Origin of the sequence: Candidatus Methanoplasma cognatum (genome assembly GCA_009777615.1) — an archaeon.
Taxonomy (GTDB): Archaea; Thermoplasmatota; Thermoplasmata; order Methanomassiliicoccales; family Methanomethylophilaceae; genus Methanoplasma; species Methanoplasma cognatum.
Map to the genome: position 1 here is coordinate 555,502 of WRLM01000001.1, position 11,965 is coordinate 567,466.

The 11,965-nt window shown below is 55.1% G+C and carries 1 protein-coding gene and 1 pseudogene; both read left to right on the plus strand.

Annotated features, from left to right (window positions below; genetic code table 11):
- Positions 1-1,479: 1,479 nt before the first annotated feature.
- Positions 1,480-1,728, plus strand: a pseudogene (locus tag FWG96_02465) (hypothetical protein).
- A gap of 1,506 nt (positions 1,729-3,234) precedes the next feature.
- Positions 3,235-11,904 carry a hypothetical protein gene (locus FWG96_02470; GenBank protein MCL2032122.1) on the plus strand — a complete coding sequence of 2,890 codons (8,670 nt, stop codon included), beginning with the start codon at positions 3,235-3,237 and terminating at the stop codon, positions 11,902-11,904.
- Positions 11,905-11,965: the final 61 nt, after the last annotated feature.

Below are 11,965 nucleotides of genomic sequence, written 5' to 3' on the forward strand. Positions count from 1 at the left end.
GTCGGTGGCACCATTGTAATAGGCGGCGACGCGATCATCAACGCATACGGCGGCCTCAGCGGCGCAGGCATAGGCGGTGGCGACGCCGGCCACGGCGGCAGCATAACGATAAACGGCGACGCACTTGTGAACGCATACGGCGGCGAATTCGCGTCAGGCATAGGCGGCGGCAACATGGCCAGCGCCGGCATTCTCATAACAATAGGCGGCGACGCGCTTGTGAATGCATACGGAGGCGACCTTGCGGCAGGCATAGGCGGCGGCTACATGGGGAACGGCGGCGACATAGCCATCATTGAAGGCGCATATGTGAAAGCTGTCGGCGGCGCAGGCGGCGCCGGAATAGGCGGCGGCGCGGGCAGCTACACAGGCGCCTCGCTGACCATCGACAGCACAGCGGCGGTCATTGCATATTCGGACGGGGAATTACCGGCGATGCACGCCGATGATGATAACAACGGCAGTGGTTTCTACGTCAACGCATACTTTGAAGAAGCAATATCATCTTCCGACGAAGTACTGCTGATCTACGCCGATGGCGATACTACCAACCTCTTGGGAACACTCACCCTCCCCACAGACTACATGGCATTCGCCTTCCAGATACGCGGTGCCTCACAATCGGAAGATTATAACATATACTTAGTGACAGCGAGCGAGCCGAGGCCGGTCGTACGTTCGGAGGATAATCAGCCGGAGATATACTCGGTGAACGCCCTCGACGGCTATGACGGCGACGGCGGCGAAGACACCGGCGACTTCGCTGGAAGCCTTCCCGTAATGCTGTTCTCTTTCACAGTGATCGAGAAGTATGTGAACGAGAACGGCGTTCAGCTCAAAAGCGATGACACACTGTACTTCTGGCCTGCCGATTCTTACGGCGTGACCGCACCAAGCATCACGGGCTTTGCGTACTTAGGGTATGTAGCGGAGACAAGCGGGTCCCCCGATCTCAGGAGCTACAGCCCTTCGGCCACGCCCACGATCCCGGTGTCATCCGATATGTTCGTGTTCTTCGTCTACGAGACGCTGCCCATTGATCTCTCCGAAACGACCACTAACGGTGTCGGCTACACCGTCAGCGGAGTGACCACAGGGGTAAGCGAGTACGGCACATTGTACTCCACGGGCAACGGCGTCATCACCTCTCCGAACGGCGTACTGACATTCGGATCGGGCGCGGACAACATGATCTATCATATCGAACAGAGCGGTGATGTGAGCAGCTCCTTCTCCGGTCACGATCCGGATGAACCGAAGCATGGGACATCCATATTCAAGGAGATCATTGTAAGGGAAGGTGTGAAGGTCACCCTTATCATTGAGGACATAGACCTCATCGGACGCATCACCCTAGAGTCGGAGGCCGAGGTAACTCTGCAGATCGCAGGTAATAACTTTGTACATAGCGGTATCGTCGTCCCCAACGGCATGATGGGCCCCGCATCAATAACAATTGATAGCGCGACGAACTCTGGGAGCAGCAACGGAACTCTGACCGCGTACGGCAACGGCGGCGCAGGCATCGGCGGCGGCAACAGCGGCGGCCCCGGCGGCAACCAAAGCGCCGGCAACATAACTATCGACGGCGGCACAGTGAACGCAATTGGTGACAACAGAGGGGCAGGCATCGGCGGCGGAGGCGACGGCAACGGCGGCAACATAACCATCACCGGCGGCACAGTGAACGCGACCGGCGGCAACAGAGGGGCAGGCATCGGCGGCGGTGACCGCAATGGCGGCGGTACGACCACTATCACCGGTGGCACAGTGGTAGCAAAGGGAGGCGTCGGGGCCGCAGGCATCGGCGGTGGCGGCGCCCTCGGCGGCAACGGCGGCAACGGCGGCAACATAACCATCACCAATGATGCGGTTGTGATCGCGATTGGCGGTGCCGACGCCGGCGGTGGCAGCGGCAGCAGCGGCATAGGCGCCGGCAGCGGCGGTGCAGGTTTATCAGGATCCCCGGCTAATATTGTCATCGGTAACACCGCGACAGTTATGGCATATTCCTTCGGATTCCTGCCCGCCATACATGGCACAGGCAACACCGGCGACGGCTTCTATGTGAACGCTGACTTCGGCACACCGATATCCTCTGCGGACATTGACATATATGTGTTCTCTAGCGGCTATTCTGGCAACGACCTCGGCGACTGCACAGTGAAGCTTACGCTTCCCGGCGATTATGTGAGCTTTGCTTACACCACCGGTTCAACCTCGACCCAGAACGATCATCTGTATGCGTATCTTTCATCAAGCGACATACGAGTGATAGAGCTGGTGAGCGGCGGCATAAGGGAGATACCTTCGCAGAAAGGCAGCACCGCCAATAGTGTACAGCTGAGGGCGGCGCCCACTCCAGGTACTGTCACGGCATCGGACATCAACAAAGATTCGGCGGATCTCGTAAGCACAGGACAATCGCTGAGCACATACACCTATGTGAGTGGTTCCGGCGCCTTCCTGTATTCTGAATCTCTGGATATCGACGGCAGACCCGACACTCCGTCCTCGGTACCGTGGTCGTCTTTCGCGAACCCGGTAACAGGGACAGCAAACGGACTGACACCTAACACAAAATATTATGTGATATCTATGTTCGAGGTCGAAGACTTGGATGTCATTTGGTTCGGCATTCCTGCGAGTGATTTGGTCGAAAGCGCAGTATTTGAGCTCGTAACGTTACCAAACATAACATCGGGCACCGCAATCGAGACAGCCACTTCAGGCAACTACCTGATAACAGCAGGACTCACAGGCGGCGACGAGACGATAACGAGCGTGAAGATATACTGGGATACATCGCCGATAGATCCGGAAGACCCGCCATCCTGGGCGGGTCTCTCCGGCTCAAGCAAGACACTCCTTTCGACAGAGTACGATCACACAGGTTTCACCAACTACCTTATCGAAGGCCTTAGTGCGACAACATACTACTTCTTAGTGGTAGTAGAGAACGGATCAGGCATGGATGCATATCTGATCGATCCTGGCTATGCGATCGATATAATCGTGACGGGCACAGGTTCTGTCACTGTCAATGACGGAACGACCACGTACGGGCCGTTCACAGCAGATGATAAGATATTCGTGCCGTTCACGGCCACATCTGTGACGTTCACGGCCGTTTCCGCAGGAACGTATTGGTTTGAGAAGTTAATCATCACTCCGAAGGGCGGAACACCGTCCGCATATTACGGTGAAGTACTGACAGTCCCGATAAGCTCTGACATGGAGGTCGAGGCACGTTTCTTCACCGGAGCGCACTTCACCATTACCGAAGGGAACAACATCGGCGACGGAAAGGTACAGTGGTCTGCGGACAACATCATCTACTTTGACATACCCGCAGCCGGCAAGGTATTCCCTGTACCAACGTCTGTATATCTCAAGGCGGTACCCGACAGCGGATGGGAATTCTCATATTGGATCGGAATAGGTGCAGGCGAGACGAATCCGTATACTTATGCGGCATCAACTGATCTGACAATTGCGGCGGCATTCTATGACGACGGCGGAACCGCTGGCACAGACTTCTTCACAATTACCGAAGGAACGAATGTCGGCGACGGAAAGGTCCAATGGTCGATCGATGATGCGGACTACTACGACATACCGACAGGCGGCAAGGTATTCCCTGTACCAACATCTGTTTACCTGAAGGCCGTTCCCGACACGGACTGGGAATTCTCGTACTGGATCGGAATAGGCGCGGGAGAAGACAACCCGTATACTCATGCCGCATCCACAGATCTTACAATAGCGGCAGTGTTCTACGACAGCACCGGAACCGCCGGTACCGACTTCTTCACGATAACAGAAGGAACAAACATCGGTGACGGAAAGGTCCAGTGGTCTATCGACGGAACCGCATACTACGACATACCGACAGGCGGCAAGACCTTCCCCGCATCGACTACCGTCTACTTGGAAGCGGTACCCGACACGGACTGGGAATTCTCGTACTGGACTGGAATAGGTGCAGGCGAATCTAACCCCTACACACATTCGCTTTCAACAGACCTGACAATTGCGGCAGCCTTCTACGACGGCACCGGAACCGCCGGCACTGACTTCTTCACAATTACCGAAGGAACGAATGTCGGCGACGGAAAGGTCCAGTGGTCTATCGGCGGAACCGCATACTACGACATACCGACAGGCGGCAAGACATTCCCGGCACCGACATCCGTATACCTCAAGGCGGTACCCGACACGGGATGGGAATTCTCGTACTGGATCGGAATAGGTGCAGGCGAATCTAACCCCTACACTTACGCAGCATCCGTAGACCTGACAATTGCTGCCGCATTCTACGACAGCACCGGAACCGCCGGTACCGACTTCTTCACGATAACAGAAGGAACCAATATCGGCGATGGAAAGGTCCAGTGGTCGATTGACGGAACCGCATACTATGACATACCGACAGGCGGCAAGACCTTCCCGGTACCGACCTCGGTTTACCTGAAAGCAGTGCCTGATGCAGGATGGGAATTCTCATATTGGATTGGAATACCCGCAGGCGAGGCGAACCCGTATACTCATGCCGCATCCACAGATCTTACAATTGCTGCCGCATTCTACGACAGCACCGGAACCTCCGGAACCGACTTCTTCACCATTACTGAAGGAACGAACATCGGCGACGGAAAGGTCCAGTGGTCTATCGACGGAACCGCATACTACGACATACCGATAAGCGGCAAGACCTTCCCGGTACCAACGTCCGTATACCTCAAGGCGGTACCCGACACGGACTGGGAATTCTCATACTGGATCGGAATAGGTGCAGGCGAGGCGAACCCGTACACTTACGCAGCATCCGTAGACCTGACAATTGCTGCCGCATTCTACGACAGCACCGGAACCTCCGGAACCGACTTCTTCACGATAACCGAAGGAACCAATATCGGCGATGGAAAGGTCCAGTGGTCGATTGACGGAACCGCATACTATGACATACCGACAGGCGGCAAGACCTTCCCCGTACCAACGTCTGTATATCTCAAGGCGGTACCCGACACGGGATGGGAATTCTCATATTGGATCGGAATAGGTGCAGGCGAATCTAACTCCTACACATATTCGCTTTCAGCAGACCTGACGATTGCGGCGGCATTCTATGACGACACAGGAACCACAGGAGTGGACTTCTTCACGATAACCGAAGGAACCAATATCGGTGACGGAAAGGTTCAGTGGTCGATTGACGGAACCGCATACTATGATGTACCCACCAGTGGCAAGACCTTCCCGGTACCGACCTCGGTTTACCTGAAGGCAGTGCCTGATGCAGGTTGGGAATTCTCGTACTGGATCGGAATACCCGCAGGCGAATCTAACCCCTACACACATTCGCTTTCAACAGACCTGACAATTGCGGCGGCATTCTATGACAGCACCGGAACCTCCGGTACCGATTTCTTCACGATAACTGAAGGGACCAACGTCGGTGACGGAAAGGTTCAGTGGTCTATCGACGATGTGGACTACTACGACATACCGACAGGCGGCAAGGTATTCCCGGTACCAACGTCCGTATACCTCAAGGCGGTACCCGACACGGACTGGGAATTCTCATACTGGATCGGAATAGGCGCAGGCGAGGCGAACCCATATACTTATGCGGCATCAACCGATCTGACGATTGCGGCTGCATTCTATGACGACACCGGAACCTCCGGTACCGATTTCTTCACGATAACTGAAGGGACCAACATCGGTGACGGAAAGGTTCAGTGGTCTATTGACGGAACCGCATACTACGACATACCGACAGGCGGCAAGACCTTCCCGGTACCGACCTCGGTTTACCTGAAAGCAGTGCCTGACGCAGGATGGGAGTTCTCATATTGGATCGGAATAGGTGCAGGCGAATCTAACCCCTACACATATTCGCTTTCAACAGACCTCACAATAGCGGCTGCCTTCTACGACAGCACCGGAACCTCCGGTACCGATTTCTTCACGATAACCGAAGGAACCAATATCGGCGACGGAAAGGTCCAGTGGTCCATCGACGGAACCGCATACTATGACATACCGACAGGCGGCAAGACCTTCCCCGCACCAACGACCATCTACCTAAAGGCGGTACCCGACACGGACTGGGAATTCTCGTACTGGATCGGAATAGGTGCAGGCGAGGCGAACCCGTACACTTATGCAGCATCCGCAGACCTTACCATCGCGGCAGCATTCTACGACAGCACCGGAACCTCCGGTACCGATTTCTTCACGATAACCGAAGGAACCAATATCGGCGACGGAAAGGTCCAGTGGTCCATCGATGGAACCGCATACTATGACATACCGACAGGCGGCAAGGTATTCCCTGTACCGACCTCGGTTTACCTGAAAGCCGTTCCCGACACAGGCTGGGAGTTCTCATATTGGATCGGAATAGGCGCAGGCGAATCTAATCCCTACACTTATTCAGTATCCGTAGACCTGACGATTGCGGCGGCATTCTATGACGACACCGGAACCACAGGAGTGGACTTCTTCACGATAACCGAAGGAACCAATATCGGCGACGGAAAGGTTCAGTGGTCTATCGACGGAACCGCATACTACGACATACCGACAGGCGGCAAGACCTTCCCGGTACCGACCTCGGTTTACCTGAAAGCCGTTCCCGACACAGGCTGGGAGTTCTCATATTGGATCGGAATAGGCGCGGGAGAAGACAACCCGCACACGCACATGGCATCCGCAGACCTGACGATCGCCGCCGCATTCTACGACAGCACCGGAACCACCGGTGTTGAATTCTTTACGATAACCGAAGGAACTCACATCGGAGACGGAAATATACAGTGGTCCATCAACAATGTGGAATACTATAGAATACCCGTAGGCGGCAAGACCTTCCCGGTACCAACGTCTGTATACCTCAAGGCGGTACCGGACCCAGGATGGGCATTCTCCTACTGGATAGGAATACCCGCGGGCGAGACCAACCCATATGCCTATACGGCATCAACCGACCTGACAATTGCTGCCGCATTCTACGACAGCACCGGAACCTCCGGAACCGACTTCTTCACGATAACCGAAGGAATGAACATCGGCAACGGAAAGGTCCAGTGGTCGATCGATGATGTGGACTACTATGACATACCCTCAGGCGGCAAGACCTTCCCCGTGCCGACTGATGTCTACCTCAAGGCGGTCCCCGGCACTGACTGGGCGTTCTTCTATTGGATCGGTGTTGTCGAAGCAAGCGACACATACACGCATGTGCTATCTGTAGATCTTACTATAGCGGCAGCCTTCTATGACACCAACAGTACAGATTTCACTATTACTGAAGGAACCAACATCGGCAATGGAAAGATACAATGGTCGACTGACGGAATTACGTATTACGACATACCGACAGGCGGCAAGACCTTCCCCGTACCGTCCTCTATCTACCTCAAGGCGGTACCCGATACAGACTGGGAATTCTCGTATTGGATCGGAATAGGCGCAGGCGGGGCTAACCCGTATACCTATACGGCATCAACCGACCTGACAATTGCGGCTGCCTTCTACGACAGCACCGGAACCACAGGAGTGGACTTCTTCACAATTACCGAAGGGACCAACATCGGCGACGGAAAGGTCCGTTGGTCGATCGACGGAACCGCATATTACGACATACCGTCAGGCGGCAAGACATTCCCTGTACCGACTACCGTATACTTGGAAGCGGTACCGAATCCGGGATGGGCGTTCTCATATTGGATCGGAATAGGCGCAGGGGAATCTAATCCCTACACTTATTCAGTATCCGCAGACCTGACGGTCGCTGCCGCATTCTACGACAGCACCGGGACCACAGGAGTGGACTTCTTCACTATAACCGAAGGAGCCAACATCGGTGATGGAAAGGTCCAGTGGTCCATCAACGATGTGGACTACTACGACATACCCGCAGGCGGTAAGACATTCCCTGTACCGACTACCGTCTACTTGGAAGCGGTACCGGATCTGGGATGGGAATTCTCCTACTGGATCGGAATAGGCGCAGGCGAATCTAACCCCTACGCTTATGCGGCATCCGCAGACCTCACAATAGCGGCGGCATTCTATGACGACACCGGAACCACAGGAGTGGACTTCTTTACGATAACCGAAGGGACCAACACCGGTAACGGAAAGGTCCGGTGGTCGATCGACGGAACCGCATACTACGACATACCCGCAGGCGGTAAGACCTTCCCGGTACCAACGTCTGTATACCTCAAGGCGGTACCCGATGTGGACTGGGAATTCTCGTACTGGATTGGAATAGGCGCAGGCGAGGCGAATCCATACACGCACACGGCATCCGCAGATCTGACGGTCGCTGCCGCATTCTACGACAGCACCGGAACTTCCGGTACCGACTTCTTCACCATTACCGAAGGAACAAACATCGGTGACGGAAAGGTCCAGTGGTCCATCAACGACGTGGACTATTACGACATACCCGCAGGCGGCAAGACATTCCCTGTACCGACAACCGTCTACTTGGAAGCGGTACCGGACCCGGGATGGGCGTTCTCGTACTGGATCGGAATAGGTGCAGGCGAGGCGAATCCATACACGCACACGGCATCTGCAGACCTGACGATTGTTGCCGCATTCTACGACAGCACCGGAACTTCCGGCACTGACTTCTTCACGGTAACTGAAGGAACCCACATCGGCAACGGAAATGTGCAGTGGTCCATTAACAATGTGGACTACTACGACATACCCGCAGGCGGCAAGACATTCCCTGTACCAACGTCTGTATACCTCAAGGCGGTACCCGATACTGACTGGGAATTCTCCTACTGGATCGGAATTGGTGCAGGCGAGATGAACCCATACACCTATGCGGCATCAACCGACCTGACAATTGCAGCTGCCTTCTATGACAGCACAGGAACTTCCGGTACCGACTTCTTCACGGTAACTGAAGGAACAAACATCGGCAACGGAAAGGTCCAGTGGTCCATTAACAATGTGGACTACTACGACATACCCGCAGGCGGCAAGACCTTCCCAGCACCAACGACCATCTACCTAAAGGCGGTCCCCGACACGGACTGGGAATTCTCCTACTGGATTGGAATACCCGCAGGCGAAGTCAATCCGTACACATATGCGGCATCAACCGACCTGACAATTGCGGCAGCCTTCTACGACAGCACCGGAACCACAGGAGTGGACTTCTTCACAATTACCGAAGGGACCAACATCGGCGACGGAAAGGTCCAATGGTCGATCGATGATGTGGACTACTATGACATACCCGCAGGCGGCAAGACCTTCCCAGCACCAACGACCATCTACCTCAAGGCAGTCCCTGATACCGGATGGGCATTCTCCTACTGGATCGGAATAGGCGCAGGCGAGGCCAACCCGTATACCTATGCGGCATCAACCGACCTGACAATTGCGGCAGCCTTATATGACAGCACCGGAACCACGGGAGTGGAATTCTTCACAATTACCGAAGGAACCCACATCGGCAACGGAAAGATCCAGTGGTCTGTGGACAACACCCACTATTACGGCATACCCGCAGGCGGCAAGACCTTCCCTGTACCTACATCTGTCTACCTCAAGGCAGTCCCTGATACCGGATGGGCATTCTCCTACTGGATCGGAATAGGCGCAGGCGAGGCCAACCCGTATACCTATGCGGCATCAACCGACCTGACAATTGCGGCAGCCTTCTATGACAGCACCGGAACCACGGGAGTGGAATTCTTCACCATAACCGAAGGAACCAACATCGGTAACGGAACGGTACAGTGGTCTATCAACGATGTGGACTACTACGGAATACCCGCAGGCGGCAAGACCTTCCCTGTACCTACATCTGTCTACCTCAAGGCAGTCCCCGATACCGGATGGGCATTCTCATACTGGATCGGAATTGGTGCTGGCGAGGCGAACCCGCACACACATACGGCATCTGCAGACCTGACGATCGCAGCCGCATTCTACGACAGCACCGGAACCACGGGAGTGGAATTCTTCACGATAACCGAAGGAACCCACATCGGCAACGGAAAGATCCAGTGGTCTGTGGACAACACCTACTATTATGACATACCCGCAGGCGGCAAGACCTTCCCCGTACCGACGACGGTCTACCTCAAGGCGGTACCCGACACTGACTGGGAATTCTCCTACTGGATCGGAATAGGCGCAGGCGAATCCAATCCCTATGCTTATGCAACACCTGCAGACCTGACGATCGCTGCCGCATTCTACGACAGCACCGGAACCACGGGAGTGGACTTCTTCACCGTTGCCGAAGGAATGAACATCGGCAGCGGAAAGGTCCGGTGGTCGATCGACGGGACCGCATACTATGACATACCCGCAGGCGGCAAGACCTTCCCTGTACCCACGTCTGTCTACATCAAGGCGGTTCCGGGCAGCGGATGGACATTCTCGTACTGGATAGGCGTTGTCGAAGCAAGCGACACATACACACATTCCGCATCCTCGGATCTCACCGTCGCGGCGGCGTTCGTCAGCTCCGCCGGTTATTATAACGTGTTCGTCACTATAATCGGCAGCGGAGATGTGGAGATCTATGACGGAACTACAACCCATGTAGTGACAGGACCGGGAAGCACCATCGTATATGTTCCGAACACCGTCAGCGAGATAACGATCACTGCGGTCAACGGAACTGACATGTTCGAGTACTCCGACATCGACTCAGGGAACGTCATCTATGTAAGTTCAGTGAAGTGGCCCATATCGGCAGATATGACAGTTCATTCTAACTTCCTCAACGGAGCCCTGTTCAATTATTACGTGGTGGACGTGACCGTTATCGGCAACGGCATAGTGGAGGTAGATGACGGGACAAATGTTCATGCAGTGAACGTTCCGTCGGCAGTGGTCAATATACCACAGTCCGTACTGTCCATCTCAATTGAAGCGTTCCGGGGAACAGGATATGAGTTCGAGAAGTACGTCATCGATTCGGCAGACAGTATCCTGAATCCGACCAACACCCCCATAGCCGGCGACATGAGCGTAACCGCAGTGTTCACCTATGCCCCGCCGGTACCGCCTTCGACCAAGAGCTATAACATCAAAGCGACCTCCGACGCCGGATCGACAATATCTCCGTCAGGTACTGTGGCGGTGACAGGGGGGACAAGCCAGACCTTCCATTTCGCTGTCGCCGCCGGATACCACATAAGCGAGGTCATAGTGGATGGTATAGGTCTCTCTCAGGCTGAGATAGATCTCGGATACTATACCTTCCGCAATGTGAACATGAACCATTCCATAGAAGTGAGGAGCGCCGAAGGCGGGATCACTCTGGAAATACGCATAACAGGTAGCGGCCATGCCGAATACAGCGTGAACGGGGAGCCGTTCGCAGTATACGACCGGCCCGTCTTCCTCTCTGAATTCTCCGACCTGACCCTTACGGCGCATCCCGGCGAGGGGTACAAGCTTGTAGGATGGAATACTGGGTTGCGTGAGCTACCCGATTCGACGACATCCTTCGATAACGTAACGGAATCCATGGTTGTCTATCTGATCTTTGAGAAAGAGGGGAGCGGAGGCTCCGCAGGCGGCGGCCTCTTCGGCGGCGCGGATAGCGCCCTTTGGTGGGTCGTCGCGGCAGCGATCCTGCTGCTGGCGGCCGGCGCCCTGTTCTGGTTCCTCTTTTTCTGGAGGAGGGCATACGATGTCATCAAGGTGCAGTCCTCGGCCAGCATAATCGGTAAGGACAAGGCCCGCAGGAAGAAGCCTTACGAGTTCACCGTGGAAGGTTCAGGGCAGGCGGCCTACCGCGTCGGAGAGGACGGCGTATGGAAGCCCGTCCCGTCCGGGCCGGGCGGAGAGTACGTCATACCTAAGAACGATGTGACCGACACGCTTACCATCGAGGTCCGCTGAACAGAAAACAGTTTCTCCTCCCTTCAAACCTTTTTCAGACGGAGCGCAGCGGACCTCCGTC

Excerpts from the sequence above, each read along its gene's own strand:
- FWG96_02470 (MCL2032122.1), top strand. The coding sequence starts at position 3,235 with ATGGAGGTCGAGGCACGTTTCTTCACCGGAGCGCACTTCACCATTACC.